This window comes from Telluria mixta, from assembly GCF_029223865.1.
GTDB classification, from domain to species: domain Bacteria; phylum Pseudomonadota; class Gammaproteobacteria; order Burkholderiales; family Burkholderiaceae_D; genus Telluria; species Telluria mixta.
On record NZ_CP119520.1, the window covers coordinates 782,689 to 808,932 of the forward strand.

Here is a 26,244-nt window from a genome sequence, read left to right on the forward strand (position 1 = left end):
CGGCGCCTTAGAAGGAGAAATTGGAAAGGACATCGGGCATGCCACCCGCGACGGCTTGGGCCTCGTTTTCTGCCAGCTTGGCGGCGTCCCAGATCTCGAAATGGGTCCCCATCCCGAGCATCATCACTTCCTTCTCCAAACCAACTGCATTGCGCAGCTCGGGCGAAATGAGCACCCGACCCGCGCCGTCCATCTCGACATCGCAGGCGTTCCCCAGGAAAATGCGTTGCCACGCCCGCGCCGACATCGGCCAGGCGGCGATCTGTTCGCGATGCTCTTCCCACACCGGGCGCGGGAAGAACAACAGGCAACCATGCGGGTGTTTCGTGAGCGTCATACGGCCTTCACATTGCTGCATCAAGGCGTCGCGATGCTTGGCCGGTATTGACATCCGTCCTTTGGCATCGAGATTGATCGCTGACGCGCCCTGAAACACGTTGTACCTAGTTTTGGAGAGTTATCAGTCTGATTATTTTTAGGCGCCGGGAGATACACCGATCTCCCACAAAACTGCACTTTTTGCCACCGTTTCCCACTTTAGAGGAAGCGTTGTCTGTGGTCAAGCGAATTCACGTTTAGAAAACGGCGAAATTGCCAATGAAACCAATGACTTAGCGAACTTACTTGACGGAACCTCAAGTAAAAATGTTGAGCAAAATTAGGCACTTAGGTAAAACAATGCATGTGCCACCTCATCTGCACACATGTGTTTTACCCTTGATAAAGGACAAGTCTTGACTGTCGGTAGGTTGCCTTATGGCAACGTGCTCAGCACGACAGGAACCGTGATTCGATCCCGTGCGCGTTAGAATGAAGGCGAGGCGATCACCCGGCCGTTTCCGGCTCGCTTGGCGGTTGTTTCGGGGAGCCTCGTAGTATAAGTGAGTCCGTACTATCGCGCAGGAGTTTTGCCATGAGCATTACGTTGGCCCGCAGCCGTGCCGTCTACGATCTCAATGAAGTACAGGGCGCGCTCGACCGTAGCCGCGGACGTTCGCCCGAGCTCGAAGCGTTCTATGAACGCATGCTCGAGACCGGCGCCGAACGTTTCGTCACTACCCCCTCTTCCATCGACGCCCTCGATCCGCTGTTCGAGGAATGTCCCAATTTCGACGACGTGCTGGACGACCTCGCGCGCTATCTGCGGTTGGCCCATGCCGGCGATAAAGGGTTCAACGTCATGCCGATCCTGCTGCTGGGCGGCCCGGGCGTGGGAAAGACCCATTTCGCCAAGCGCTTGGCGAAGGTCATGCAGACGGACTACGAGCTGATCAGCATGAACGCCCTGTCGGCCGGCTTCGTCATCACGGGCAGTTCGGCCAGCTGGCGCGGCGCCAAGTGCGGCAAGGTGGCCGAACGCCTCGTGCGCGGCCAGTTCGCAAACCCGGTGATCGTGCTGGACGAGGTGGAAAAGGCGACGGGCTCCTCGCAATCCGACCCGCTCGCGGCGCTCTATCAATTACTGGAACCGGAAACGGCCAGCGCGTTCCGCGACGAATTCATCGACGTCGACATCGACGCCTCGCAGATTTTCTGGGTGCTCACCGCGAACTCCACCGAAGGCATCCCGCACCCGCTGCTGAACCGGATGGCCGTCTACGAAGTGCCGGCGCCGACCCCGGAACAGGCGGCCGGCATCGCCCAGCGCATGTATGCCGGGCTGTTGCGCGAGCTGAACCTGGCGGCGTTCGATCCGATGCTGGGCGACGTCGTGCTGGACAGGCTTGCGGGCGTGTCGCCGCGCGACTTGCGCAAGACCTTGCTGGATGGGCTTGGCTATGCGGTGGCGGACGGGAGGGTGCACGTCAAAGCCGACGATATCCGCCTCAAGCCCACGCCGGGCAAGGGGCGGATCGGGTTCTAGCCGGGCACCGGCGTGATACGGGCGCGCAGGCGCGGCGCCGCGAAATCGAGGAAGACCCGAAGCTTGCGCGGCAGCGGCGTCTGCCCCTTGTGTACCAGGCTGACCGGCAACGGCGCCGGCTCGTCGTCCTGCAGGACGACGTCGAGCGCGCCGTTGCCGACGGCTTCCGCCACCTGGTAGGACAGCACCCGTATCAATCCCACGCCCAATGTCGCCGCGGCGATCGCCGCCTCCGCCGTGTTGACCTCCAGACGCGGGATGACCGGCACCGACACTGTCGACCTGCCATCGCCGAACACCCAGGCGCGCCGCGATTCCAGCACATCGAAACCGATGCAATCGTGCGCCGTCAGTGCCGCGGGCCCGGCCGGCACGCCGCGTTGCGCCAGATAGGCAGGGCTCGCGCAGACGACCGTGCGGACCGCGCCTACCTGGCTCGCCATCAGGGTACTGTCGGGAAGCTTGCCGATGCGTAGCGCGACATCGATCTGCTCTTCCATCAAGTGAACGACGCGGTCCGTGAGCAGCAGCTTGATCCTGATCTCCGGATACTGCGCGAGGAATTCCGCAACCACCGGGACGATGTGCAGCCGTCCAAAAACGATCGGTGCAGTTACCGCGAGCTCTCCCTTGGGTGCACCGTACTCGCCGGTCGCGATACGCTCGGCTTCGCCGACGTCGTCGAGGATGCGCCGGCACGCCGCGACGTAGGCAGCGCCCGCTTCGGTCAGCGATAGCTGCCGGGTCGTCCGGTGCAGCAGGCGCGCGCGCAGATGCGCTTCCAGCTCCGCGACCTTGCGGCTGACCGTAGGGAGCGGCATGCCGAGACGGCGTGCCGCGGCCGACAGGCTACCGGCATCGACCACGGCCAGCAGAATGGACATGGCCTCGAGGCGATCCATCGATACTCTCAATTATTGAAAGAATGACTTTCAATAGTATGGGATTCTCTTTATGGCTGCAACTCCATAGACTCTCATTTCATCATTCCTGAAGGAGAGTTTGTGAGCACCCTGCCCCTGATGCGGCTACATCAGAACCTGGACGACTTCGAGGCTTTCTACAGCATGCTGGACGATTCCCACGCCGGGCTCGACCCGACCCGGAGCCGAATTCTCGATAGCCAGCTCGTACTACTGCTCGCAAACCATATCGGCGATATGTCGGTGCTGCGGGAAGCCTTCGCGCTGGCCCGCGTCAAGCTCGACGTGATACGGCCGGCCCCGGAAAACGCTGGTTAACCACTTACCGAGATAACCGAATGGAAACCAGTATCGACAAACAGCCGGCGCTGACCGCGTCATGGGGTTCGGTCAAGCACCTGCCCGTCAATCTGTTCGGCGCCGTGATGGGCCTGGCAGGCCTTTCGCTGGCCTGGCGGGTCGCTTCGAATGTGTTTGGCGCCGGGACGATGATTGCCGACGCCGTCGGGTTGACGGCAATCGTCGTGTTCATTGCGCTTGCGCTTGGCTATGGCGCAAAGTGGGCAAAATATCCATCCGCCGTGAAAGATGAATTCACTCATCCAATCGCCGGCAATTTCTTTGGCACGATTACGATCGGCATTTTGCTGCTATCAACCGTGGTGGCAACCTACAGCAAATTGCTACAGGAGATCGTTTGGACGATAGGCACGATCTCGACAATCGCACTGAGCTTTATCAGTCTGACTCGACTTCTCAAGGGAAATATGGATGCCGACCACGCGACGCCATCCTTGCTGATCTCCGGCGTCGCCACACTCGATATTGCGGTAGCGGGCGGGACCTTGCCGATGGCCTGGGCACATGAAATCAATCTCTTCGCCGCAAGCGTCGGTGGAGTCGTGGCCATCGTATTTTTCACGATGATCTTTTCCCGGCTCGTCCACCAGGCGCCACTCGCATCCGGCATGATGCCGTCGATGATGATCCTCATCGCACCGTTCGAGGTCGGGTTCCTCGCTTATGTCAACGTCGTACAACGCATCGACGCATTCGCGGCCTTGCTGTTCTATGTCGGCCTGTTCTTCTTCGCGATTCTGGCCACCCGGATATTCCGGCGTTCGATCGCGTTCGCGACCGGGTGGTGGGCCATCAGCTTCCCCATGGCTGCGCTGTCGAACGCGGCGTTGAAATACGCGGCGGCACGACAGACGATCGTCCTGGATGTCCTGGCGGGTGCGCTCCTGGTCATCGTGACGATCACCATTGTCGTGCTGTTCGTCCGTACGCTTCGCATTCTGATGAATGGCAAACTGCTGGGCGGTTGAAAGACCAGTCAGAACTCTTCCCACTCCTCGTCCGCGCCGGCACTGGCCAGATGCCTGGCGCGCGGCCGCTCTGTCGACGTCTTGGCCGGCGCAACAGGTTTCTTCCGCACCGGCGGCGCGATCGCCGGCGCGGCCTGCCTGGGCTGCACGGCGGGCACCGGCACGGGCCGGTCGTGTGCACCGCCCAGCCTGAACACGGAAACGGTCTGCGACAGCTTGGCCGCCTGCTCGCGCAGCTGCTCGGACGCCGCGGCCGCTTCCTCGACCAGCGCGGCATTCTGCTGCGTGGTCTGGTCCATCTGCGAAATGGCAAGCTGCACCTGCCCGATGCCGTCGGTCTGCTCCTGGCTGGCCGCGCTGATCTCGCCCATGATATCGGCCACGCGGCGGATGCTCTCGACCACGTCGCGCATCGTCGTTCCGGCCTGGTCGACCAGCCTGCTGCCGGCGTCCGCCTTCTGGACGGAGTTGTCGATCAGCGCCTTGATTTCCTTCGCGGCCGCCGCGCTGCGCTGCGCAAGGCTGCGCACTTCCGACGCCACCACCGCGAAACCCCGTCCCTGCTCGCCGGCGCGCGCCGCCTCGACGGCTGCGTTCAGCGCCAGGATATTGGTCTGGAAGGCGATGCCGTCGATGACCGCGATGATGTCGACGATCTTGCGCGCGGATTCGTTGATCGCGCCCATGGTGTCGACCACTTCCGCCATCACCGCGCCGCCCTTCTCCGCCACTTCCGATGCGGACACGGCGAACTGGTTGGCCTGGCGCGCATTGTCCGCATTCTGTTTCACCGTCGACGTCAGCTCTTCCATCGACGACGCCGTCTCTTCCAGCGACGATGCCTGCTCCTCGGTGCGCGAGGACAGGTCGGCGTTGCCGGACGCGATCTGCTGCGATGCGGACGCGATGGTCTCGGTGCCGCTGCGCACTTCGCCGACGATGTTGACCAGCGCTTCGTTCATGTCGCGCAGGGCTTGCAGCAGCTGGCCGGTTTCGTCCGCCGAATGGACGTCGATCCGTGCGCTCAGGTCGCCGGTGGCCACGGTGCGCGCCACGCCCACCGCCTGCCGCAGCGGCCCCGTGATCGAACGCGTGATCCAGATGGCGACAGACGCACCCAGCGCGAGGGCCAGTGCCGCCAGGCCCATCAGCCAGGTGCTGGCCGTGCGATAGGTGTCCTCGGCACGACGGCCGCTGTCGAGCACGCGCGCATCCTGCAGCTTGATCAATTCGCGCACGGCGTCGAAATAGCTGCGCTGGTCCTTGCGCACCTGGGTCAACAGAAAAGTCGCGGCTTCCGGTTTTTTACCGGCATCCATCATGTCGAGAAAGGCCTGCTGCGACGTGCGGTACACCTCCCTCGCATCCTGCACGGCTTTCAGCTTGATCTTGCCTTCGTCGGATTTGATCAGTGCCGCCAGCTTGTCGAGATTGGCGGTGTTTTCCTGCCTGTTCTGAAGCACGGTCTGCCGTTCCCGCGCCACTTCTTCGGGTTTATCCCACAACAGCATATTGCGCATCGCGCGGGCATTGCGGTTCACGACATCGAGGCTTTCGTAGGCGAGGACCGTTTTCGGATAATCCTCGTTGACGATCTTCGACGTTCCTTCATTCAGCAGATGCAGGCTGGCGATGCCGAACCAGATGCATGCCGCCAGCAACGCGAGCAGCAGCGCAAACGCGCCACCCAGCCGCGTACCGATTTTCCAGTGTTTGATGTTCATGCAGCCTCCATTCGTCGGAACCAGCGGGCAGCTTACGTGATTGCACTAAAGCATTGTTTGACGCTTATCCATTCGCTCAGGAAACGACGCCCATTTCCTCGACGCGCAGGTAATTCACGAGTTCATCGCGCTCGAACGAACCATCCCACTGTTTTTCGCCGAGCAGTTGCGGCAATGCGCTGTGGGTCAGCAATGCGTGGAATTTATCCTTGATGAGTTGCGGCCGGATATCCCGGACGCGCACCCGCGACACCTTGCGCGACAAATCCATGACGATCCCGAACAGGATCCAGTCGAGCTGTACCAGCAACATGCTGGTCGACTGGATCGCCCGCGGCGCGATGCTCGTTTCGTAAAGGCGGGCGACCGACGATTGCCGCGCCCCGACATCGTCGCCGGCATCGCCCGCCAGTTCCTCCGGCCACCAAGCCAATACCTGGTTCAGCAGGCAGTCGAAATCGGCATGGTCGGGAAGGGTGATTTGCCCATCAAACATAAAAGAAAGGTAAGAAATATTACCGGGCAGTATATCGATGAAAGTGAACGAAAAGCTCTCACAATTTCACATTGGAACGAATTGCACTGTAGAACAGTGTGCATCCCATCATAGATAAGGCTTTATAAGCCATAAAGCGTTATTTATGAGGGTATTTCCATAAGAAACCCGTTTGCGGCAACGACGACAAGCATGTGCGCAACCACGCGATCGTCCATGGGCAAGGCCGCAAAGGCTGGCGTCTCGCGTCGGCGCTCGACGTCGTGCCGAATCCGGCCGAGACGCCGCACCGCCTGGTCATGCAACTGTCCAGGGGGCGCTTCGCATTGCGCGCGACGCCGTCCTCGGCGATGCGATTCGCTTCGGTTTTACGGGCCGCGACGCTGCACGCCAGGATGATCGAGAACCTCGCACGCCTGCGCGATCGCTAGAACCTACTCGTCCACCTTCGCATCCTCGCTCTTGGCGGCTTCCATCGCTTCCGGCTCGAGCACTTCCGCCGACTTGTTCATGCGGATGAACACGCCCCAGCCGGCCATCAGCAGGCCCGCCGCGACCAGGACCGACGCCGCGTGCGGCAGCAGTTCCGGTTCCTCGTGCAGGGCCTTGAAGGTGCCGACCAGCCCTTCGATCGACAGCGCGACCACGACGACGACCATGAAGCGCGACAGGTAGCGGCGCACGCGCGTGGGTGCGCTGATGTGGGCGTCGCGCACGACTTCTTCCTCGGTGATGGTCTGCGCGATCTGCAGCGAGACGACGGCGATGGCCAGCAGGCCGATCGCTTCGATGGCCATCTCGGCGCTCTCCCCGACCTCGGCGCCGACCGCTTTCCAGCCGGTCTGCACGGCCAGCACCGTGATCAGCACGGACACGAACACGAACAGGAGCCCGAGCAGTGCGTGCGCGGTCGAAAAGAAGACCTTCAGGAATTTCAAGACGCCTCCGCCCTTAACGATTCGATAACGATGTCGAACGGATTGTGCCCGAACCGCGCCAACGCGGCCGCACGAGACGCTCAAGGGTGGTCGGGCACCGCCCACGCGCGCGCATGCGCCACCGCGCGCGACCAGCGCGCCATCATCTCGTCGCGCCGCGCGGCCGGCAGCTGCGGCTCGAACCGGCGCTCGCTCTTCCACTGGGCCGCGATTTCGTCGCGCGACGACCAGAAGCCGACGGCGAGACCGGCGAGATAGGCGGCGCCAAGGGCCGTCGTCTCCGTCACCCGCGGCCGCACGACGGGCACGCCCAGGAGGTCGGCCTGGAACTGCATCAGGAGGTCGTTGCGGGATGCGCCGCCGTCCGCGCGCACTTCGTGCACGACGCAGTCGGCGTCCTTCTGCATGGCGGCCAGGAGTTCCGCGCTCTGGTAGGCGATGGCTTCGACGGCGGCGCGGGCGATGTGGGCGGCGGTCGTCCCGCGCGTCATGCCGACGATGGTGCCGCGCGCGTACGCGTCCCAGTGCGGCGCGCCGAGGCCGACGAAGGCCGGCACCAGCATCACCCCGCCGCTGTCCGGCACGGACAAGGCGAGCGCCTCGACGTCGGCCGACTGCTTGATGATCCCGAGTCCGTCGCGCAGCCATTGCACGGTGGCGCCGCCCATGAACACGCTGCCTTCGAGCAGGTAGTCGGTGTGGTTGCCGACGGTCCAGCCGACGGTGGCCAGCAGGCGGTTGTACGACTGCGGCGGCGTGTCGCCCGCGTGCATCAGCATGAAACAGCCGGTGCCATAGGTGTTCTTGACCATGCCGCGCCGGTGGCACGCCTGGCCGAACGTGGCCGCCTGCTGGTCGCCGGCGATGCCCGCGATCGGGATCGCGCGGCCGAACCAGGCCGCGTCGGCCTCGGCGACGATGCCGGAACTGGGCACGACTTCCGGCAGCATAGCCGCCGGCACGCCGAACAGGGACAACAGTTCCGGGTCCCAGCGCAGGCTGTTGATATTGAAGAGCATCGTGCGCGCCGCATTGCTCGCGTCCGTGACGTGGCGTCCCGTCAGTTTATAGGTGAGCCAGCTGTCGACGGTGCCGAATGCGAGCTCGCCCCGCTCCGCGCGCGTGCGCGCGCCCGGCACGTGCGTGAGCAGCCATTGCAGCTTGGTCGCGGAAAAATAGGCATCCAGTTCGAGACCCGTCTTGCGCTGGATAAGGGGCGCCTTGCCCGCCGCGCGCAGGTCGTCGCACATCTCGGCCGTGCGCCGGTCCTGCCAGACGATGGCGTGGCACAGCGGTTCGCCCGTACGGCGGTCCCACACGACCGTCGTCTCTCTCTGGTTGGTGATGCCGATGGCGGCCACTTCGCCGGCATCGATGCCACCGTCCGCGAGGACCCGGCGCGCGCACGCGAGCTGGCTTTTCCAGATATCGAGCGGGTCGTGCTCGACCCAGCCGGGCTGCGGGAAATGCTGGGGATATTCCTGCTGGGCGATGCGCACGACCTGGCCCTGGCGGTCGAACAGGATGGCGCGCGAACTGGTGGTGCCCTGGTCGAGGGCGAGGATGTAACGCATCGTCGTCGAGCTCCCCGGGGCCATGAATAATGTGTAAAGCAGGCCGATAGGCCGGATTCTGTGTAACGCCCTTGCGGACGCTATGACAGCCATTCCTCTAGGCGCCGAATTACTCCGGCGCTCAAGCTTCCTACCCGCACGCTCCGCGAGCAACCTCAACGCGTGCCTATTTGGAATTGCTCCAGGTGGAGGTTACCGCGTTTCACCGTAACTTAATACGCTCGTCTCTGTGGCCCTATTCCTCGCCTTATACCCGGCTTGCGCCGGGCTTTCGGCGGACGGCCGTTAACCGTCACCCCGCTCTGTGGAGTCCGGACCTTCCTCCCGCCCACGACCTTGCGGCGTGGACCAGCGGCTGTCTGGCCTGCTTCACGGGCTGCATTGTACAGGATACGCCGCTGCCTTTTGTGAAAGGTCGTGTCGCTATTTGAAAAGCCAGCGTCGAGTGAGTTGCATAGAATGCCCGGATTCCATCTTGATAAGGATGACCTCACCATGACGCACCCCTCCCGCAGCGGCGGCCAGATCCTGGTCGATGCGCTCCAGGTCCACGGCGTGGACACCGCCTTCGGCGTGCCCGGCGAAAGCTATCTCGACGTGCTCGACGCACTGCACGACTCGGACATCCGCTTCGTCATCAACCGGCAGGAAGGCGGCGCGGCGTTCATGGCCGAGGCCTACGGCAAGCTGACGGGCAAGCCCGGCATCTGCTTCGTCACGCGCGGCCCCGGCGCGACCAATGCCTCCATCGGCGTGCACACCGCGTACCAGGATTCCACGCCGATGATCCTGTTCATCGGCCAGGTCGGCACCGACTTCATGGACCGCGAAGCGTTCCAGGAAATCGACTACCGCCGCATGTACGGCCAGATGGCGAAGTGGGTCGCGCAGATCGACCGCGCCGAACGCATCCCCGAATACATGGCGCGCGCGTTCCAGGTGGCGACGAGCGGCCGTCCGGGCCCCGTCGTCCTCGCGCTGCCGGAAGACATGCTCGTGGCCCGCGCGGAAGTGGCGGATACGCGCCGCTACCAGCCGACGCAGGGTGCCCCATCGGCCGCGCAAATCGAGCAACTCCGGACCATGCTCGCACAGGCGAAAAAGCCGCTGCTGCTGCTGGGCGGCGGCACGTGGACGGATGCGGCCTGCGCCGACGTACAACAATTCGCCGAAGCGAACGCCCTGCCCGTCGCGTGCGCGTTCCGTTTCCAGGACCTGCTGGACAACGAGCACCCGCACTACGTGGGCGACGTCGGCATCGGCATCAATCCGAAGCTGGCCACGCGCGTGAAGGAAGCCGACGTGCTGATCGCGTTCGGCCCGCGCCTGGGCGAGATGACGACGAGCGGCTACTCGCTGCTGCAATCTCCCGTGCCGCGCCAGCGCCTCGTGCACATCCACCCGGATCCGGAAGAACTGGGCAGTGTCTACCAGGCCGAATTGATGATCGCGAGCGGCGCGCCGCAGGCGGCGGCTATGCTGGCCGCGATGGAACCGGTCGACGCTTCCGCATGGCGCCACACGGTCGAGGAAGCGAAGGCCGAGCTGCGCGCGTGGCAGGAACAGCCGCCGATCTTCAAGGACGGCACCGCGCCGCTGGACCTGTGGCAGATGGTGCAGGACCTGCAGGCCGCGCTCCCGCGCGATACGATCATCACGAACGGCGCCGGCAACTACGCGACGTGGGCGCACCGCTTCTGGCGCTACGGCGCCATGCGCACGCAGCTGGCGCCGACGAGCGGCGCGATGGGCTATGCGGTACCGGCCGGCGTCGCCGCCAAGATCGTGCGGCCGGAGCGCACCGTCGTCACCTTCGCGGGCGACGGCGAATTCATGATGACGGGCCAGGAACTGGCGACGGCCGTGCAATACGGCGCCGGCGTCATCTTCCTCGTCTTTAACAATGGCATGTTCGGTACGATCCGCATGCACCAGGAACGCGAGTATCCGGGCCGCGTGTCGGGCACGCAGCTGCACAATCCGGACTTCGCCGCGCTGGCGAAGGCTTACGGCGGCCACGGCGAGGCGGTCGAGACGACGGCCGGTTTCGGCCCGGCCCTCGAGCGCGCCATCGAGTTCACGCGCACGCACAAGCTGCCGGCGCTGATCGAGCTGCGCTACGACGGCAACCTGATCACGCCGGGCGCTACCCTGGACACCATCCGCCGTAACGCGCAGGTGGCCAAGGCGGGCTGACGTTTCAGGCGGCGACGAGGCCGCGCAGGGCCGGGACGACGTCGTGCAGGCGCGCCACTTCGAGGGTGGGCAGCGCCTCGCTGTCGTTGGCGAGGCCGCCGGGATTGAACCAGCAGCTTTCGATGCCAAAGCGGTTGGCGCCGAGGATGTCGGCATCGAGGCGGTCGCCGACGATGACCGTTTCCGCGTGCGCGAACGCGCGCGCCATCTTGACGGTGTAGTCGAAGAAGCGGCTGTCCGGCTTCGCATGGCCGCACGCTTCCGACGTCGCCACGAACGACACGTGGTCGCGCAGGCCCGCACTCACGATGCGGCGGTGCTGGATCTGCTCGACGCCGTTCGTGATGATCCCCACCTCGCCAATGCCGGCCAGCGTTTCGCACAGTTCGCGCGCGCCGTCGATGAGGACGACCGTGTCCGACAGCGATTCGAGGTACAGGCGGCTGGCCGCTTCCGGGTCGATGTCGAGGCCGCTGGCGGCAAAGGTCCGGCGGAAGCGTTCCACCTTCAGGAAATCCTTGGAGACGGTGCCCGTCTCAAAACTTTTCCAGAGTGCGATGTTGATGGCCTGGTAGCGGCTAAACAGGCCGTCGGGAAGCGCGTCCAGGCCCAGCGCGCGCATCGTGCGGTCGAACGACAATTGTTCGGAAGCTTTGAAGTCGAGGAGCGTGTCGTCGAGATCGAAAAGAAAAAGTCGGTGTTTCATGGCGCTGCCACGGCAATGCTGTCCTTCGGATTGACAGCATACCAGCAGAGCAGATTACATGCCGAGGTTGGTGTCGATTCCCAGCTCGGCCGGCCACGGCACGGGCGCGTCGAAAGCGCTGGCGGGACTGGAAGGATGGGTCAGGAACAGGGCGACGAGCGCAATGAAGAGCCAGACGATGACATTGCGCAGCGATGCCGCCGAGCTATCGACCACGTGATCGCCGGCGACGAGTCTCTTGAGAAACCTGGATACGTTCACGTTCATTCCCTGGTGACGCGTCTTCTTATCGATGTTCACAATCTACTCCCATTACGTACTAAATTCCAGCACGCTGATCGGATTGCTATTGTTGAGCTGCATTCTAGCCACAATATGGCAGAGTCGCCGCACATCAGAGAACGAGGTGCGCTCTGGTAGAATACGCGCGACCCTATCCGGCATACTGCCGCCCTCCCGAATACACAATGTTTAGTTTCTTTAAAAAGAAAAAGCCTGAAGCCGAGACGCCGGCTGCGGTCGAACCCGCAGTGCAGGCACCTCCGGTGGCCGACGCGCAGCCCGAGCCTGAGCCTGCGGGCGTCGCTACGCCTGCCGAGCAGCCGGGTTTCCTGCGCCGCCTGTTTGGCGGCGGCGATGAAGCACCGGCCGCGCCCGAGGAAGTTATACCAGGCGCTTCGACAGCCTACGAAGGCCAGTTGTTCCCCGAAACGGCCGAACGCCCCGTCAGCGAAGCGGAAGCGAAACGCTCCTGGATGTCGCGCCTGAAGGCCGGCCTGGCCAAGACGTCGAGCAACCTGTCGCTGCTGTTCGTCGGCGCGCGCATCGACGAGGACCTGTACGAGGAACTCGAATCCGCGCTGCTGATGTCCGACGCCGGCATGGATGCCACGCAATTCCTGCTGGACAACCTGCGCCGCAAGGTGAAGGAAGACAAGCTGCTTGACGCGGCCGCCGTCAAGGTGGCGCTGAAGGGCCTGCTGGTCGATCTGCTGCGCCCGCTGGAAAAGCCGCTCGAACTGGGCCGCCACGAGCCGCTCGTGATGATGATCGCGGGCGTCAACGGCGCCGGCAAGACGACGACCATCGGCAAGCTCGCCAAGCACATGCAGCACCACGAACAATCCGTGCTGCTGGCCGCCGGCGACACGTTCCGCGCCGCCGCGCGCGAGCAGCTGATGGTCTGGGGCCAGCGGAACAACGTCACCGTGATCTCGCAGCAGTCGGGCGACCCGGCCGCCGTCGCGTTCGACGCCGTCCAGTCGGGCAAGGCGCGCGGCGTCGACGTCGTCATGGTCGACACGGCCGGCCGCCTGCCGACCCAGCTGCACCTGATGGAAGAGCTCAAGAAGATCAAGCGCGTGATCGGCAAGGGCATGGAAGACGCGCCGCACGAAGTCCTGCTCGTCATCGACGGCAACACGGGCCAGAACGCGCTGGCGCAAGTGAAGGCGTTCGACGACGCGCTCGAGCTGACCGGCCTCGTGATCACGAAGCTGGACGGCACGGCCAAGGGCGGCATCCTGGCCGCCATCGCACGCACCCGTCCGGTGCCGGTGTACTTCATCGGCGTGGGCGAAAAGCTGGAGGACCTGCAACCCTTCAGCGCCGACGAATTCGCCGAGGCGCTGCTGGGATAACACGCACGATGATCGAATTCCAGTCCGTCTCCAAGAAGTACTCGGATTCCGCCGACACCCTCGCGCTGTCCGACGTATCCCTGAACATCGCCAAGGGCGAGCTGGTCTATCTGGCCGGTCCGTCCGGCGCCGGCAAGTCCACCCTGATGAAGATGGTGGCCGCGATCGAGCGTCCGACGTCCGGCCGCGTGATCGTGAACGGGCAGGACGTCGGCCGCATCCGCAAGGCCGGCATCCCGTTCCTGCGCCGCAACCTCGGCCTGATCTTCCAGAACCAGCGCCTGCTGAACGACCGCCACATCCTGGCCAACGTGATGCTGCCGCTGATCGTCACCGGCGCGACGAAGGCCCAGGCCGAACAGCGTGCCCGCGCGGCACTGGACAAGGTCGGCCTGCTCGACCGCGCGCCGGCCCTGCCGATGGAACTTTCCGGCGGCGAACAGCAGCGCGTGGCGATCGCCCGCGCCATCGTCAACCGTCCGCAGATCATCCTGGCCGACGAACCGACCGCGAACCTCGACCGCGCCGCGGCCGACAAGGTCATCGACGCGCTGCACGCGTTCCACGCCGTGGGCGTCACGTGCGTCATCTCGACCCATGACGAGCAAGTCCTGGACAACGCCGCGCGCGTGATCCGCCTCGAACACGGCCATGTCTCGGGGGGTGGCGCATGAACATCTGGTTCCGCCAGCACCGCTTCGCCCTCGGCGCCGCGCTGTCCCACCTGCGCAAGGCGCCGGGCAGCTTCCTGTTCAACGTGCTCGTCGTCGCCGTCGCGCTGGCCCTGCCCTTCGCCGGCGTCACCCTGCTCGACAACGTGCGTCCTTTATCGGAAGAACTCTCCGTCGATCCGGAGATCAGCCTGTTCCTCAAGACCGACACCCCGCGCGACCAGGCCCAGGCCCTCGCGCCGCAGCTGCAGCAGATCCTGCGCGGCAGCCATGCGAAAGTCAGCTTCGTGCCGCGCGAGCAGGCGCTGGCCAGCCTGAAGGACAAGAGCGGTCTCACGGACGTGATCGAGACGCTGGGCGACAACCCGTTGCCGGACAGCTATGTGATGAAGCTGGAAGGCTTCGCCAGCGGCGCCGACGCCACGCGCGTGGACGGCCTGGCCGAGCAGATGCGCGCCCTGCCGGGCGTCGATTCGGTGCAGGTCGACTCGGCCTGGGTCAAGCGTCTCGCTGCGCTGCTGGGCGTGCTGCGCCTGGCGTTGCTGCTGCTCGCGATCACCCTAGGCGTCGTCGTGATCGCCGTCGTGTTCAACACGATCCGCCTGCAGGTGCTGACGCAGCGCGAAGAAATCGCCGTGTCGAAACTGCTGGGCGCGACCGACAACTTCATCCACCGCCCGTTCTACTATACGGGCGCCCTGCTGGGCCTGTGCGCGGGCGCGGTGGCGCTGGGGGCCGTGGCGCTGGCGCTGCGTCCGCTGAACACGGCCATCGCCGAGTTTGCCCGCCTGTATGCGTCGGAATTCCAGCTGACGCCGCTGGCGCCGCTGGGCATGGCGGCCTTGCTGGCGATCAGTGCCGGGCTGGGGCTCGTTGGGGCGATGTTGTCGGTGCAGCGGCATCTGGCGCGGCTCAGGTAAGCATTTTTTCTTGCGTCCCGTGAACCCGTCCGCTGCAGGCCAGTCAAATCCGGCAGCGGACGCGAGGCATCCACCTACATGGCAACGTGCGCCAACCAACAGAAAGCGCAGCACGCGTCGCCTAATCTGTCCTCTACCGATTTCAAACGATACGAGTGCCACTTTTGAGCCGCATCAACTGAACCGCTCGTACCTGCTCTACAGTTGAATCGAACCCGTTTTTCTGATTCCTGCGGGCAATACTTTAATGAAACTTAAACCCATCGTAAGGGATATGGTGGCGCCTAGCACTCACCTCAAGAGAGTGCTAATATAACGTCAGACTATCGCGGGAAATGGTTTTGATAGCACCGTCAGCATCCCGACTACAAGCCAGCCAGCTGCGCCTTCGGGGCTCTGGAGATGGCGAGACGATGCAGCAGTTTATCTACGAGGGAGTGACTATGTCCGCACAATCCGCAATGGTTCCGGCCGGCAGTCGTGCACTGGGACTGGGTTTCAGTGGCAATCTCGGTAATATCGACGCCTATATCTCGGCAGTGAACCGCCTGCCGATGCTGTCCCACGAGGAAGAGGTTTCGCTGGCTAAGAGCCTGCAAGAAAAGAATGACCTGGACGCGGCCCAGAAACTCGTGATGTCGCACTTGCGCCTGGTCGTATCGATCGCGCGCGGCTACCTGGGCTATGGCCTGCCGCACGCCGACCTGATCCAGGAAGGCAATATCGGCCTGATGAAGGCAGTCAAGCGTTTCGACCCGAACCAGGGCGTCCGCCTGGTGTCCTACGCCATGCACTGGATCAAGGCCGAGATGCACGAATACATCCTGAAGAACTGGCGTCTGGTCAAGGTTGCAACGACCAAGGCGCAGCGCAAGCTGTTCTTCAACCTGCGCAGCAACAAGCAGGGCCTGGATGCCATGTCGCCGCAGCAAGTCGATGACTTGGCCAAGATGCTCGACGTGAAGCGCGAAGAAGTGATCGAGATGGAAACGCGCCTGTCCGGCCGCGACATCGCCCTGGAAGCGCCGACCGACGACGAAGACGACAAGTTCTCGCCGATCGCCTACCTGTCCTCGGACCAGCAGGAACCGACCAAGGTCCTGGAAGCCGAAGAAGTGGTGCGCCTGCAATCGGAAGGTCTGGAAACGGCCCTGTCGAAACTGGACCCACGCTCGCGCCGCATCGTGGAAGCGCGCTGGCTGGCCAACGACGACGGCTCGGGCGCCACGCTGCACACGCTGGCCGAAGAATTCGGCGTGTCGGCCGAGCGCATCCGCCAGATCGAATCGGCCGCGCTGAAAAAGATGAAAACTTCGCTGGCGGCTTACGTGTAAGCCATCCTGTCAGCCACCAACAAAGGCATCTTCGGGTGCCTTTTGTTTTATCTGAACACACACACAAGAACCGGGGTCAGAGCCCGGTTTCAGGAAATTTCCCAAAACCGGGCTCTGACCCCGGTGTTATGCCAGCTTTGTCTTGAAGAACGCCATCGTCCTGCCCCACGCCAGCTTCGCCGCGGCTTCGTCGTAGCGCGGCGTCGTGTCGTTATTAAATCCGTGCTCCACGCCCGGGTAGACGAAGTGTTGATAATCGACGTGGTTCGCCTTCAGCGCGGCCTCGTACGCGAGCCAGCCGGCCAGGATGCGTTCGTCCTTCCCGGCGTCGTGGATCATGAGCGGCGCGCGGATGCGGGCGACGTCCGCCGCCGATGGCTGCATGCCGTAGAACGGCACGGCGGCAGCCAGGTCCGGCAATTGCGTCGCGAGGTAGTTGGCGATGCCGCCGCCGTAGCAGAAGCCCACCACGCCGACCTTGCCCGTGCCCTGCGGCAGCGAAGCCAGCGCGTGGGCGGCGGCGATGAAGTCGGCGCGCGTCTTCGCCTGGTCCAGCTTGGGAAACAGTTCGCGCGCCTTGTCCTCGTCGCCCGGATAACCGCCCAGCGGGTACAGCGCATCTGGCGCGAACGCGACGTAACCGTCGAGCGCGACGCGGCGGGTGATGTCCTCGATGTGCGGGTTCAGGCCGCGGTTTTCGTGCACGACGAGGATCGTCGGCAGCTTGCCCTTCGCGTTGGCCGGCTCGGCGAGGTAGCCATGCACCTTGCCGTAGCCTTGCGGCGACGGGAAGTCGACGCGGCTCGTCTTCAGGCGCGCATCCGCGGGGGCGATGAGCGGCGCCGCGAACGATGGCGACAACTGCGCCAGCAACGTGGCGGCCGTCGTGCCGCCGGCGGCATAGCGGCCGGCACGCGACAGGAAATCGCGGCGCGATACGCGGCCGTGCACATAGCCATCGAACAGTTTCAGTACTTCGGGGTCGAAATCCGCTGCGGTCAAACGCGCCATCGTGCCGTCTCCAGTCCGAACGAAATAAGCGCTAGCATACTTCAGATCCGGATGACGATGCGCCTCTTGAACAGCTGCCACAGCCCCGCCCCCAGCACGAGCAGCAGCAAGGCCGAATACGCGGCCGACGCCACCCGCGCCTCCGGAATCGCGTCCGCCAGCCACGCGGCCAGCAGGTCGTGCCCGCTGCCCGCGCCCGCCCACAGCTGCAGCTGCATCACCGTATCGATCAGCGTGATGCCGACGAAGGCCAAGGTCGCGTTGGTGCCGAACGCGAGCACCGGCCGCGTCCACGCGGGCGCCTCCTCGCCGGGCGGCACGAGGCGCATCAGGACGAGCAGCGACAGCAGCGTGAAGCCGCCGGACACCAGGGCAAAGCTGGGCGTCCACAGCTTTTTCACGACCGGGACGAGCGGATCGAGCAGGAAGCCGGCCAGCAGGCAGGCCACGCCGGCGATGGCAAGGACGGTCAACGTGGCCGGCCGACGCGACCGCATCAGCAGCAGGGAGGCGGTCACGCCGAACAGCACGTTGACGAGCGCGCCCAGCGTGGACACGAGGCCTTCCGGATCGAAGGTGACAATGTCGCCGGTCTTCCCCCACGGCCACAGGTGCGCGACGCCGAACACGGCGCGGTCGACGACGGCCGGCAGCGAATGCATGGAATCGAAGCAGGCGCGCCCGCAGCCGGGCGCATCCCACGCGAGCAGCAGCGCCGCATAGCCCACCAGCAGCGCGACGCCGGCCGCCACCGGCACGCCCAAGCGCAAACCATCGCGCCGCAACGCCAGCACGCAACCGGTACCCACGATGGCATAGCACAGCCCGATACGCTGCAGGATGCCCGGCAGGCGCACGTGCGCGACGTCGAAGCCCGGCAGCAGGTTCAACAGGACGCCAAGCGCGACGAGCACGGCCGAGCGGCGCAGGACGTGGCCGACAAGGGCCGCCCTGCCCTGCCCCACGCGCCGTGCGAGCGCATACGGCAGGGATGCCCCCGCGCAGAACAGGAAGGCCGGGAAGATCATGTCGGCAATGGCAAAGCCGCGCCAGTCGGCATGCGTCAGGAACGTGAAGCGCCGCTCCCAGCCGCCCGCGTACGCGACCATGATCATGCCCATCACGGCAAGGCCGCGCAGCAGGTCGATGGCGATCACACGCGGTGTGGAAAGGTCCGATTTGCCCATCATGGGAGGAGGTTATGAAATCGATTTCAAATATGCGCCGGCAGGCCCGCCGCCGTCAAGTCATGATGCATAAATACACCCTCGGCAGCAGAATTGCCGCAAAGACAATAGAATGGAAGACCCCTCATCCACAGGAGATTCCATGCAACTCATCGGCATGCTCGATTCGCCCTTCGTCCGCCGCGTCGCCATCTCGTTCGACCTGCAAGCCATTCCGTTCGAACACAAGGCACTGTCCGTGTTCCGCAACTTCGACGAATTCTCCAAAATCAATCCGACGGTCAAGGCGCCGACGCTCGTGCTGGACGACGGTTCCTTCCTGATCGATTCCACGCTGATCCTCGAGTACGGCGATGCTCTGGCGGGCCGCTCCCTGCTGCCGGCCGCCCCGGCCGCGCGGGCCAAGGCGCTGCGTGCCATCGGCCCGGCGCTGGCGGCGTGCGAAAAGACGGCGCAGATCGTCTACGAACATTCGCTACGGCCGCAGGAAAAGCAGCACCAGCCATGGCTTGATCGCGTGCAGCAGCAATTGCTGGCGGCGCTCAGGCTGCTGGAGGCCGAGACGGGCGCGTTCGACATCGCCGCCCTGGACCAGGCCTCAGTCACGGCCGCCGTCACGTGGTCGTTCGTCCAATTGAACTTGGCGCGGATCGTGTCGCCGGATGACTTCCCGCGCTTGGCCGCCTGGACCGCGCTCGCGGAAGCGCTGCCGGTTTTCCTGCGCTATCCACTCGACTGAACGGCAAGCGCGCCGGCCCAGGCTGGCGGTTTTGCTATGATTGGTTTCACATAAACAACCGGACGTTCCATGAAACTGCCGTCCCTAGCCGCCGTCGTGGCGGCCGTGTCGATGCCAATCCTGGCCGGCTGCGCCGCCCCTCCGCCGCAGGACGCCGTGTATCCGCTCCGGCCCGAGCAGAGCGTCGTCCTGGCGCGCGGCACCGTCCTCACGTACGACAGTTACAGCGACAGCCGCTGCCCCGCGAACACGCGCTGCGTCTGGGCCGGGCGGCTGATCTTCCGCTTCCTGATCGACGGCCCGAACGGCGCCGAAGAATTCACGCTCGGCCCCGACCAGCCGACGGCGACGCCCGCCTCGCTGCACGGCGCCCGCATCACGCTCGACACGTCCGCGATCCCGCCCGCGCGCGCGGCCGGCACGCTGCGCCCCAGCGACATCATTCCCGTCACGCTCAAGATCTCCGCCAAATGACCCATCCCGTCAATACCATCGCCTGCGGGCTGATCCTCTCCATCGTCCTGACACCGCCGCTCGCGCTCGCCAAGACCCCGGTCGCGACGGGCACCGGCGGCGCCGTCGCCACGATCAGCGAAAAGGCGTCGGCCTCCGCGCTCGCGATCCTCAACAAGGGCGGCAATGCCATCGACGCGGCCGTCGCGGCGGCGGCCACGCTGGGCGTGACCGATCCGTTCAGCTGCGGCATCGGCGGCGGCGGCTTCATGGTCGTGTACGTTGCCAAGGACAAGCGCGTCGTCACCATCGACCACCGCGAGACGGCGCCCGCGTCGTTCAGCCCGTCCGTTTTCCAGGAAAACGGCAAGGCCATCGATTTCGACACGGCCGTCGCCAGCGGTGCGTCGGTCGGCGTGCCGGGCACCGTGCGCGGCTGGCACGAGGCGCTGGAGCGCTACGGCACGATGTCGTTCAAGCAGGTGCTGGCGCCCGCGATCCAGGTCGCGACGAAAGGTTTTCCCGTCAGCGAGACCATGCACGGCCTGATCGTCGAAAACGAGAAGAAGTTCGGGATGTTCGAGACGACGAGCAAGCTGTATCTCAAGAACGGCACGGCCCTGCCGACGGGTACGATCGTCAAGAATCCGGACCTCGCCAAGGCCTACCGCGAACTGGCGGCGAAAGGCTACAAGGTGTTCTACGAAGGACCGCTGGCGCAGGCCGTCGTCGCGGCCGTCAACCGTCCGCCCGTCACGGCCGGCGTCCAGGTCCGCCCCGGCACGATGAGCCTCGCGGACCTCGCCAACTACGAGGCGCGCATCCGCCAGCCGATCCGTTCCACCTACCGCGGCTACGACATCTACGGCATGCCGCCGCCCAGCAGCGGCGGCGCGACGGTGGCCGAGGCGCTGAACATCCTGGAAGGCTTCGACCTGAAGGCGATGCCGCGCGCGAACGTCGAGCACCTGTACCTCGAAGCGAGCCGCCTCGCCTTCGCCGACCGCAACGCCTTCCTCGGCGACCCGGAATACGTCGACGCGCCCATCGAAGGCATGCTGTCGAAGCAGTTCGCGGCGCAGCGCCGCTCGCTGATCCGGCCGGACCGCGCGGCCGGCGTCGTCCCGGCAGGCGACGCCTTCCTGTACGAGAACGACCAGAGCTTCCCGCTACGCCCGCAGCAGAACCTGATCATGAAAGAAGGCACGCACACGACCCACCTGACGGTGTCCGACAAATGGGGCAACGTCGTGGCCTACACGTTCACGATCGAATCGTGGGGCGGCAGCGGCATCGTCGTGCCGGGCTATGGCTTCCTGTTGAATAACGAAATGACGGACTTCGATTTCACCGGTCCGGCGCCGAACATCCCCGAAGCCGGCAAACGCCCGCGCAGCAGCATGGCGCCGACGATCGCGTTCAAGGACGGCAAGCCCGCCTTCACCATCGGCAGCCCGGGCGGCGCGACGATCATCACGACGGTGCTGCAAACGATCGTCAACTACATCGACCTCGGCATGACGATGGACCAGGCGATCGACGCGCCGCGGCTGTCGCAGCGCAACGCGAAAGAGACGTCGATCGAACCGGGTTTTGCGGGCACCCCGCAGGCCCAGGCGCTGGAACAGTTCGGCCACAAGTGGGAAGCAAAGCCCGAGGAGATCGGCGCCGCGAATGCCATCGTGTTCAATCCGGACGGCACCGTAACGGCCGTCAGCGAAGGCCGGCGCCACGGCATCGGCACGGCGCTCGTGCAGAAGCGCGCGCACTGAGTCTACGCCTGATCACGCCATGCGGCCCGCCGGGAACGCCGGCGGCGCGGCCAGCATGCGCTTCCAGTCGAGTCGCAATTGCACGAGGTAGACGGCCAGCGAGATTTCGATCAGCCACGGCCAGGGCGTCGTGCCGGTGAGCCGGCCCAGCCCGACCGCAACGAGCGCCTGCACGCCGGCCAGTGCGCCGGCGCGCAGCCCCAGCATCAGGTGCCAGCCGCCGGTGCCGTTCGCGTAATCGCCCAGCAGTCCCATCATCGCCACCTGGCCGGCCAGGCTGCACAGGCCGAGCTGGCGCAGCAGCGCGTCCGGCCCGGCATCGATGAGCAGCGACACGGCCAGCATGGCCACGGTCAGCGCGGCCCAGCAGCCCAGCGCCTGGCGCAGCACGCGTCCGGCGAGGCGCCGGTTCAGGACCGCGGCATCGCCGGCCAGCGGCGTCAGACGCAACAGCGCCTGCTCGCCCTGCGTACGCCGCAACTGCTGGCCGTACTGCGCCGTGCTGAACGCGATGGTCAACGCGAGCAGGGCCGGGCCGACGCTCATCATCCAGCCGACGAGCGATTGCACGCCCGCCGCGTGCGTCCACACCAGCACGAGTCGAATGACGCCGCCGGCGATCAGGAGGGTGACGAGGCCGCCGATCCACGCGGTCCAGTGCGCGGACGGGCCCAGCGCGTGCAGCAGCATGGCGCCCGGATCGGCCCTGCGCAGGTTGCAGCGCAAGGCGACGAGGTAGAACGCGAGATTGCCGTGCCACGCCATGCCGTCGGGTGCGGGTTGCTTGTCCACGCCGCACTGGTCGAAGTGGCTGACGCGCCTGATCTGGTCGGCGCGCCGCGCGATGTACGCGTCGCCGCGGGCCGGGTACAGCCAGCGCAAGCCCCACATCGCGGCGGGAACGACGAAGAGCCCCAGCACGAGCGCGGCGGCGCCGCCCGTGGCCGCATCGCCCCATGCCGGCGGCAGCACGACGCGCGACAGCCACGGCCAGTTGCCGCCCAGGACGAGCAGGATCACGACATGCTTGTTACCGGCGCAGAGCAGCGCGAGGCCGAGCACGGACAAGGCGACGGCCGGCAACGCGATCCAATGGCCGATGCCGAACGCCATGCCTGCGGTGACGAGCAGCCAGTACACCGTCGTCATCTGCAGCATGCGCCGGCGCTGGCGGGGCAGCAGCCACGCGTTGGCGGGCGAATTCATGCGGATGGAGCCGGGCACGAACAGGAAGCTCCAGACGAGCGCTAGCGCCAGCGAGGCGAAGCCGGCCAGCAGGCGCACGCCCTGTACTGTCCCCAGCGTGCCCATTGCCGCGGCGGATGCCATGAGGATGGCCGCGCAGATCCCCGCCGCGCCCAACCCCATGCCCATGATGCGCATGCCCTGCCCTCGCGCTGCGCCGCGGCTGCGCGCCAGATCAGGCGGAAATCCTGCAGCGCGGCGTTCATTGCGTCACCTCGATGAACAGGTCTTCCAGCGTCAACGGTTCCACGCGCACGCCCGGCTCGCGCGCGAGGCGCGCGACGTCGTCGCCCGGCGCCTGCACGATCACGCTCGTCATCGCGCCCTCCTGGCGCCGCCGCAACTCGCCCGCCAGCGGCGTGCCAGGCAACGTGGCGGCGGGACCGACGACGCGGCGCGCGCCTTCCAGCAGCGCATCCGTCTGGCCCTACAGCGCGATACGGCCATCCTTCAAAAACGCGAGATCGAACGCGACGCGCTCCAGGTCGGACAGGATGTGCGCCGCATGCGCAAACTATATGATAATGGACAGGCCCCGTTCATAGGGAAACGACCACACAACTTCACTTTCACTTGTCCATGTTCGTACATAAAAAATGGACACAAGTGAGAAAACGTGTCCATTTCATTAACCGGCTTACGTACGCCTAACATAACTCCTTACTTGCTGCAAGGACAACAACCTCGTACACTAAGCCATTCTTCACGTCTGCTGTCGACCAAGAGGGAAGATGAATCATCTGGTGCCGCAATTAGACTAACCATCTAAATCGAGGCCACGTAGATCAATCTCCATATAGCAATCAAGAAATATCTACAGATAAAAGCAGTAAAATGCCAAAGTTAAGCGATTTACAAAAACTAGCAAGTGAACTTGAACTTAAGGATGTTTTAAAAGGTGCAATTCGAAGGTTCTTCTTGCCAGACCTAGTTTGGAAGCTAACTTTCGTTGTCATCGGTACTGGGGCTTCGATATTATTATTTCCCACTCCGCTGAAAGTTTTATTTTACAATGTTCTGATTTCTACGTTCAATATCAATTCCGGAGCTCCGATAACCATTTCGGAGATGAGTAGTGGCTATGCAGACTACTGGATAGGCCTAGCTTTAATTCTGCTCGGCATTATATACAACGTCACATCAAGAATTTTTCAATTTTATTCAGATCACTTTTCGCGCCTAGCGAAAGAAAATGCAGCGGCGGTAGATCGCAAACTTTTCGGATTACTACTATCCGATTTGCCTAGCGATTCGGGAATAGTAGAGTTAGCGCGCCACCATGACTTTGGGCATAGCTTCGATGACCGTCCCACAGATAGACTAGAGGAATTCCTCCTTAAATGGCGACATCCGGAGTTTGTGTTTCTCGATCCGGAATTAGAGAGCAAAAAGCTTGAACTATATAATAAGGCAAACGAGTTTCTCAGGTTCCTCGCCCACAAAAGCGAGCCGATAGGATTAAATCGACAGAGTATCGTCCCTCCCGGAACCAATGATTTCGCATGGTCGAAACAGCTTCAAGAGGAGGTCGATAAAGCAAATAGCCTTGGCACGGAGTTTGCCGAATTACATCGCGAATTCATTCTGTTGACTAGAAAGCGACTGGTTTGCTGATAGCAATCTAGTTAACCAAGAGTTCGGGAATTAAGAACGTGGCCGCTTTGGGTCGAAGCGGCTACTTGCTAGTGGGGACGCCTGCACTAGCAAAGCAGGGTACTTCTAGATTGCTGCTTGTGATAGCCTGCCAAAAGGCAATTGCTCAATAACGTGAATGAACTAGCACCCCATGTATGAAGCCAAAAAATGAGATCCCTTGGCGCAGGCGTAGAAACGAAACTCGGTCAAAAAATAGTCTGAATGAAAAACAACCTTGGACTAAGAAGGCGATCACCAGAGCGCAGGGGGTTGGTGTTGCGCTCATAGGGTTGATCGGTTGGGTGCTCTTGAACGGAGTGACCGCACTACAAAACGCAGAGCAGCTGCCTAGTGCACTTGCTAAGACTCGCGATTCAATCCTCTCCGGCTACTACGATGACTCGTCATGGACAGGTGTGTGGTCCAACAATCCTGAAGGCTATGCCGGTTCAGGCGATGTGCAGCTGTCCACAAATGATGTATATCTTCAGCTTCTGACGGCACAAGGTGCAGTCGACGGCACAATTGCAACACGCAAACTTTGTGAGGCTCTACCGTTTGCAACAGACGGCGTGCTCTTCAGAGGCTCAGTGAATGGAGAGGGTATTGAGGGCGTGGCATACGATTACATTCGGGGCAAAGAAGTCCAGCTGGCTGTAGTCTCGATCAAACGAGACCCGAAAGATGCGTCAGTTCTGACAGTACACGTCACTCAGGACAAAGTTAATTCATTCCCTTTGGAAGCTCGCATTCGGAGCGCCCCCAGTAAGAAACCCATGGATATAAAGGATAACGAAAGTCCTTACTGCGAACTGGTACGCTATCCCAACGGTCACACTCGTTCACAAAAAAGGAAACCAATAGCCGACTTGCGGTACACAAGGCTCCCATGCAATAGTGCAGGCTGCTGCATATGGTGTCGCCATTTAGGACGCGACATTTCCCCAGGAAGTTACTGGGCCCCTTGACATTCCCCAAATAAATACAAACCAAAATGATTCTTGGAGCTCAATAATATGGATTTTATGTTTTGGAAAACGTTGTTGACAGCACTGTTAGGCGCCCTAATTGCGGCAGCGCTGAGCTTTTATGTTAGAAAAACATTAGATAGAAGAAGCATCGAAAAAACTGAACAGCGTCTTGCGCACGTCCATTTTGTCCATCTTTCCGCTTTTATCGCCACAGAGATTGCGGTAACATCGATCTTAAAAATTTTTCTGCCTAAAAGTTTGACTGAGGAGTTAAAAGACAAAGAATTTGATCTGTCGCACGCAGCATGTGCAGCAATCGCGATTGAAGTACAAAAGGATGAATTTAAGCAAAGCTTAAAGAGCTTCTCCATGGCAGGCATGTTGAATATCGTTGTTGACACTCAGATCGAGTTCTTATCAGGATCGATGCTCACTCCAGATCAACTATCAAAACTACCGGAAGAAGGCGTCGCAACCTACGTCCAATTTGTTCGTTCTCTTTCGAATTTCCAAACGATGTTACGCTTTATTAAGGAACTTGGGGACGATGATTCTGCTTATAGAAAAGACCTAGGTTGGGCGACGGCTGATTTCTTTCATTCGAACTGGAGAGTAATTCAGAGTTTCAGCGAGGATCTTAAGGCAGCGTATTTTGCAATGCGTAGGCTTGCAAATGTGCCCGCACCTCAAGCCCAAGCCTTATTAAAAAATCAACTTGACCGTGCAAATCGCGACGTCTCACAAGCGATGACAGCAAAAACCAAGCTGGCACTTGCTGCATTAGACATAGATCGAAAACATGCTCAAGAGACGACAGCGGCAGAGATTGCCAGAGAAGCAAGCATGTCAGGCGCTTAGTTCCTCTAACAGGTAGACGAACAGCTGCTGAGATCGAACATCGACAGTTGATGTACACT

The 26,244-nt window shown here is 62.9% G+C and carries 25 protein-coding genes and 1 other RNA gene; 14 read left to right on the top strand and 12 right to left on the bottom strand.

The window, feature by feature from the left end:
• Window positions 1-7 precede the first annotated feature (7 nt).
• A complete protein-coding gene (mraZ, locus tag P0M04_RS03420; RefSeq protein ID WP_036229930.1) occupies window positions 8-436 on the bottom strand; it encodes a division/cell wall cluster transcriptional repressor MraZ in 429 nt (142 codons plus the stop codon).
• Window positions 437-913: 477 nt separating this feature from the next.
• Between mraZ and P0M04_RS03425 the strand changes: the two genes are divergently transcribed.
• Window positions 914-1,864: an AAA family ATPase gene (locus P0M04_RS03425; RefSeq protein WP_259448751.1), complete on the top strand. Its 951-nt coding sequence runs from the start codon at window positions 914-916 to the stop codon at window positions 1,862-1,864.
• On the opposite strand, the gene P0M04_RS03430 is transcribed toward P0M04_RS03425, so the two are convergent.
• Window positions 1,861-2,766, bottom strand: coding sequence for a LysR family transcriptional regulator (locus tag P0M04_RS03430; RefSeq protein ID WP_259448750.1), 906 nt, complete (start codon window positions 2,764-2,766; stop codon window positions 1,861-1,863). The two genes, P0M04_RS03425 and P0M04_RS03430, sit on opposite strands and share 4 nt — an antisense overlap.
• A 102-nt stretch (window positions 2,767-2,868) precedes the next feature.
• Between P0M04_RS03430 and P0M04_RS03435 the strand changes: the two genes are divergently transcribed.
• Together P0M04_RS03435 and P0M04_RS03440 are read left to right on the top strand one after the other, a co-directional pair.
• On the top strand, window positions 2,869-3,105 hold the full coding sequence (locus P0M04_RS03435; protein ID WP_307734330.1) for a DUF2783 domain-containing protein: 237 nt from the start codon (window positions 2,869-2,871) through the stop codon (window positions 3,103-3,105).
• 20 nt (window positions 3,106-3,125) lie between these two features.
• Entirely contained in the window at window positions 3,126-4,115 is a 990-nt protein-coding gene (locus P0M04_RS03440; RefSeq protein WP_259448749.1) for an SLAC1 anion channel family protein, read from the top strand.
• An 8-nt stretch (window positions 4,116-4,123) separates the two neighbouring features.
• Here P0M04_RS03440 and P0M04_RS03445 read toward each other — a convergent pair whose 3' ends face one another.
• Window positions 4,124-5,839: a methyl-accepting chemotaxis protein gene (locus P0M04_RS03445; protein ID WP_259448748.1), complete on the bottom strand. Its 1,716-nt coding sequence runs from the start codon at window positions 5,837-5,839 to the stop codon at window positions 4,124-4,126.
• A 76-nt stretch (window positions 5,840-5,915) separates the two neighbouring features.
• Window positions 5,916-6,335 carry a hypothetical protein gene (locus tag P0M04_RS03450; protein ID WP_259448747.1) on the bottom strand — a complete coding sequence of 140 codons (420 nt, stop codon included), beginning with the start codon at window positions 6,333-6,335 and terminating at the stop codon, window positions 5,916-5,918.
• Window positions 6,336-6,529: 194 nt separating this feature from the next.
• Here P0M04_RS03450 and P0M04_RS03455 point away from each other — a divergent pair, with 194 nt between their 5' ends.
• A complete protein-coding gene (locus P0M04_RS03455; protein WP_259448746.1) occupies window positions 6,530-6,766 on the top strand; it encodes a hypothetical protein in 237 nt (78 codons plus the stop codon).
• A 3-nt stretch (window positions 6,767-6,769) separates the two neighbouring features.
• Here P0M04_RS03455 and P0M04_RS03460 read toward each other — a convergent pair whose 3' ends face one another.
• The 3 genes from P0M04_RS03460 to rnpB form a co-directional block, all read right to left on the bottom strand.
• Window positions 6,770-7,273, bottom strand: a complete 504-nt coding sequence (locus P0M04_RS03460; protein WP_259448745.1) for a hypothetical protein — start codon at window positions 7,271-7,273, stop codon at window positions 6,770-6,772.
• 80 nt (window positions 7,274-7,353) lie between these two features.
• Complete coding sequence (gene glpK / locus P0M04_RS03465; protein ID WP_259448744.1) at window positions 7,354-8,847, bottom strand: glycerol kinase GlpK; 1,494 nt, start codon at window positions 8,845-8,847, stop codon at window positions 7,354-7,356.
• A 31-nt stretch (window positions 8,848-8,878) separates the two neighbouring features.
• An RNA gene (gene rnpB, locus P0M04_RS03470) (RNase P RNA component class A) lies at window positions 8,879-9,218 on the bottom strand.
• A 124-nt stretch (window positions 9,219-9,342) separates the two neighbouring features.
• Here rnpB and P0M04_RS03475 point away from each other — a divergent pair.
• Window positions 9,343-11,043: a thiamine pyrophosphate-binding protein gene (locus P0M04_RS03475; RefSeq protein ID WP_259448743.1), complete on the top strand. Its 1,701-nt coding sequence runs from the start codon at window positions 9,343-9,345 to the stop codon at window positions 11,041-11,043.
• A 4-nt stretch (window positions 11,044-11,047) separates the two neighbouring features.
• On the opposite strand, the gene P0M04_RS03480 is transcribed toward P0M04_RS03475, so the two are convergent.
• Both P0M04_RS03480 and P0M04_RS03485 read right to left on the bottom strand, forming a co-directional pair.
• Entirely contained in the window at window positions 11,048-11,749 is a 702-nt protein-coding gene (locus tag P0M04_RS03480; protein ID WP_259448742.1) for a YjjG family noncanonical pyrimidine nucleotidase, read from the bottom strand.
• Window positions 11,750-11,803: 54 nt separating this feature from the next.
• Entirely contained in the window at window positions 11,804-12,049 is a 246-nt protein-coding gene (locus tag P0M04_RS03485; RefSeq protein ID WP_259448741.1) for a hypothetical protein, read from the bottom strand.
• 167 nt (window positions 12,050-12,216) lie between these two features.
• Between P0M04_RS03485 and ftsY the strand changes: the two genes are divergently transcribed.
• The 4 genes from ftsY to rpoH all read left to right on the top strand — a co-directional run bounded on the left by ftsY (window position 12,217) and on the right by rpoH (window position 16,314).
• On the top strand, window positions 12,217-13,389 hold the full coding sequence (ftsY, locus tag P0M04_RS03490) for a signal recognition particle-docking protein FtsY (RefSeq protein ID WP_259448740.1): 1,173 nt from the start codon (window positions 12,217-12,219) through the stop codon (window positions 13,387-13,389).
• Window positions 13,390-13,397: 8 nt separating this feature from the next.
• On the top strand, window positions 13,398-14,063 hold the full coding sequence (locus P0M04_RS03495; protein ID WP_259448739.1) for a cell division ATP-binding protein FtsE: 666 nt from the start codon (window positions 13,398-13,400) through the stop codon (window positions 14,061-14,063).
• Window positions 14,060-14,980, top strand: coding sequence for a permease-like cell division protein FtsX (gene ftsX, locus P0M04_RS03500; protein ID WP_259448738.1), 921 nt, complete (start codon window positions 14,060-14,062; stop codon window positions 14,978-14,980). Before P0M04_RS03495 ends, ftsX begins: the two co-directional genes overlap by 4 nt.
• Before the next feature lie 443 nt (window positions 14,981-15,423).
• Window positions 15,424-16,314, top strand: coding sequence for an RNA polymerase sigma factor RpoH (gene rpoH, locus P0M04_RS03505; RefSeq protein ID WP_259448737.1), 891 nt, complete (start codon window positions 15,424-15,426; stop codon window positions 16,312-16,314).
• A gap of 126 nt (window positions 16,315-16,440) precedes the next feature.
• On the opposite strand, the gene P0M04_RS03510 is transcribed toward rpoH, so the two are convergent.
• Complete coding sequence (locus tag P0M04_RS03510) at window positions 16,441-17,325, bottom strand: dienelactone hydrolase family protein (protein WP_259448736.1); 885 nt, start codon at window positions 17,323-17,325, stop codon at window positions 16,441-16,443.
• Window positions 17,326-17,366: 41 nt separating this feature from the next.
• On the bottom strand, window positions 17,367-18,515 hold the full coding sequence (locus P0M04_RS03515) for an acyltransferase family protein (protein ID WP_259448735.1): 1,149 nt from the start codon (window positions 18,513-18,515) through the stop codon (window positions 17,367-17,369).
• Between the two features lie 139 nt (window positions 18,516-18,654).
• Here P0M04_RS03515 and P0M04_RS03520 point away from each other — a divergent pair, with 139 nt between their 5' ends.
• The 3 genes from P0M04_RS03520 (at window position 18,655) to ggt (ending at window position 21,476) form a co-directional block, all read left to right on the top strand.
• Window positions 18,655-19,251, top strand: coding sequence for a glutathione S-transferase (locus tag P0M04_RS03520; RefSeq protein WP_259448734.1), 597 nt, complete (start codon window positions 18,655-18,657; stop codon window positions 19,249-19,251).
• Between the two features lie 69 nt (window positions 19,252-19,320).
• Window positions 19,321-19,725, top strand: coding sequence for a YajG family lipoprotein (locus tag P0M04_RS03525; RefSeq protein ID WP_259448733.1), 405 nt, complete (start codon window positions 19,321-19,323; stop codon window positions 19,723-19,725).
• Window positions 19,722-21,476 (top strand): gamma-glutamyltransferase, encoded by a 1,755-nt coding sequence (ggt, locus tag P0M04_RS03530; protein ID WP_259448732.1) that lies wholly within the window; start codon window positions 19,722-19,724, stop codon window positions 21,474-21,476. The genes P0M04_RS03525 and ggt overlap by 4 nt, the downstream gene beginning before the upstream one ends.
• 12 nt (window positions 21,477-21,488) lie before the next feature.
• Here ggt and P0M04_RS03535 read toward each other — a convergent pair whose 3' ends face one another.
• On the bottom strand, window positions 21,489-22,859 hold the full coding sequence (locus P0M04_RS03535; RefSeq protein ID WP_259448731.1) for a hypothetical protein: 1,371 nt from the start codon (window positions 22,857-22,859) through the stop codon (window positions 21,489-21,491).
• Window positions 22,860-23,555: 696 nt separating this feature from the next.
• Between P0M04_RS03535 and P0M04_RS03540 the strand changes: the two genes are divergently transcribed.
• Window positions 23,556-24,335, top strand: a complete 780-nt coding sequence (locus P0M04_RS03540; RefSeq protein WP_259448730.1) for a hypothetical protein — start codon at window positions 23,556-23,558, stop codon at window positions 24,333-24,335.
• Window positions 24,336-25,372: 1,037 nt separating this feature from the next.
• Entirely contained in the window at window positions 25,373-26,185 is an 813-nt protein-coding gene (locus P0M04_RS03545; RefSeq protein ID WP_259448729.1) for a hypothetical protein, read from the top strand.
• Window positions 26,186-26,244 lie beyond the last annotated feature (59 nt).

What these genes read in the sequence shown, in the direction of transcription:
- P0M04_RS03475 (WP_259448743.1), top strand. Translation starts at nt 9,343, where the DNA reads ATGACGCACCCCTCCCGCAGCGGCGGCCAGATCCTGGTCGATGCGCTC.
- glpK (WP_259448744.1), bottom strand. Translation starts at nt 8,847, where the DNA reads ATGCGTTACATCCTCGCCCTCGACCAGGGCACCACCAGTTCGCGCGCC.
- P0M04_RS03450 (WP_259448747.1), bottom strand. Translation starts at nt 6,335, where the DNA reads ATGTTTGATGGGCAAATCACCCTTCCCGACCATGCCGATTTCGACTGC.
- P0M04_RS03480 (WP_259448742.1), bottom strand. Translation starts at nt 11,749, where the DNA reads ATGAAACACCGACTTTTTCTTTTCGATCTCGACGACACGCTCCTCGAC.
- ftsX (WP_259448738.1), top strand. Translation starts at nt 14,060, where the DNA reads ATGAACATCTGGTTCCGCCAGCACCGCTTCGCCCTCGGCGCCGCGCTG.
- P0M04_RS03495 (WP_259448739.1), top strand. Translation starts at nt 13,398, where the DNA reads ATGATCGAATTCCAGTCCGTCTCCAAGAAGTACTCGGATTCCGCCGAC.
- P0M04_RS03525 (WP_259448733.1), top strand. Translation starts at nt 19,321, where the DNA reads ATGAAACTGCCGTCCCTAGCCGCCGTCGTGGCGGCCGTGTCGATGCCA.
- P0M04_RS03430 (WP_259448750.1), bottom strand. Translation starts at nt 2,766, where the DNA reads ATGGATCGCCTCGAGGCCATGTCCATTCTGCTGGCCGTGGTCGATGCC.
- P0M04_RS03445 (WP_259448748.1), bottom strand. Translation starts at nt 5,839, where the DNA reads ATGAACATCAAACACTGGAAAATCGGTACGCGGCTGGGTGGCGCGTTT.
- P0M04_RS03510 (WP_259448736.1), bottom strand. Translation starts at nt 17,325, where the DNA reads ATGGCGCGTTTGACCGCAGCGGATTTCGACCCCGAAGTACTGAAACTG.
- P0M04_RS03425 (WP_259448751.1), top strand. Translation starts at nt 914, where the DNA reads ATGAGCATTACGTTGGCCCGCAGCCGTGCCGTCTACGATCTCAATGAA.
- P0M04_RS03520 (WP_259448734.1), top strand. Translation starts at nt 18,655, where the DNA reads ATGCAACTCATCGGCATGCTCGATTCGCCCTTCGTCCGCCGCGTCGCC.
- P0M04_RS03440 (WP_259448749.1), top strand. Translation starts at nt 3,126, where the DNA reads ATGGAAACCAGTATCGACAAACAGCCGGCGCTGACCGCGTCATGGGGT.
- rpoH (WP_259448737.1), top strand. Translation starts at nt 15,424, where the DNA reads ATGTCCGCACAATCCGCAATGGTTCCGGCCGGCAGTCGTGCACTGGGA.
- ggt (WP_259448732.1), top strand. Translation starts at nt 19,722, where the DNA reads ATGACCCATCCCGTCAATACCATCGCCTGCGGGCTGATCCTCTCCATC.
- P0M04_RS03515 (WP_259448735.1), bottom strand. Translation starts at nt 18,515, where the DNA reads ATGATGGGCAAATCGGACCTTTCCACACCGCGTGTGATCGCCATCGAC.
- P0M04_RS03540 (WP_259448730.1), top strand. Translation starts at nt 23,556, where the DNA reads ATGCCAAAGTTAAGCGATTTACAAAAACTAGCAAGTGAACTTGAACTT.
- P0M04_RS03535 (WP_259448731.1), bottom strand. Translation starts at nt 22,859, where the DNA reads ATGCGCATCATGGGCATGGGGTTGGGCGCGGCGGGGATCTGCGCGGCC.
- P0M04_RS03545 (WP_259448729.1), top strand. Translation starts at nt 25,373, where the DNA reads ATGGATTTTATGTTTTGGAAAACGTTGTTGACAGCACTGTTAGGCGCC.
- ftsY (WP_259448740.1), top strand. Translation starts at nt 12,217, where the DNA reads ATGTTTAGTTTCTTTAAAAAGAAAAAGCCTGAAGCCGAGACGCCGGCT.